Annotated in this window: 1 protein-coding gene; it reads right to left on the bottom strand. The window is 78.5% G+C overall.

Annotated features, from left to right (window positions below; genetic code table 11):
• A partial coding sequence (locus CCN72_RS41000; protein ID WP_244174596.1) for a helicase-related protein occupies positions 1–242 on the bottom strand: 242 nt, incomplete at both ends.

Below are 242 nucleotides of genomic sequence, written 5' to 3' on the forward strand. Positions count from 1 at the left end.
GTCGTCAGCCCGCTGAGCCCCCGCGCATGATCCACCCGTGGCTCCCGGGCCAGCCCCGAGTCCACCACCACCCGCACCCCGGGCACGGTCAGCGAGGACTCCGCGACCGACGTCGCCAGCACCACCCGCCGCCGTTCCCCGGCGGACAGCACCGCCTCCTGCACGGCCGCGGGCGCCCGCCCGTGCACCTGGAGCACCTCGACCCCGGCCGGCGCGCCCAACTGCGCGGCCACCCGCGCGAT

It is taken from the genome of Streptomyces murinus, assembly GCF_002154555.1.
GTDB classification, from domain to species: Bacteria; Actinomycetota; Actinomycetes; order Streptomycetales; family Streptomycetaceae; genus Streptomyces; species Streptomyces murinus.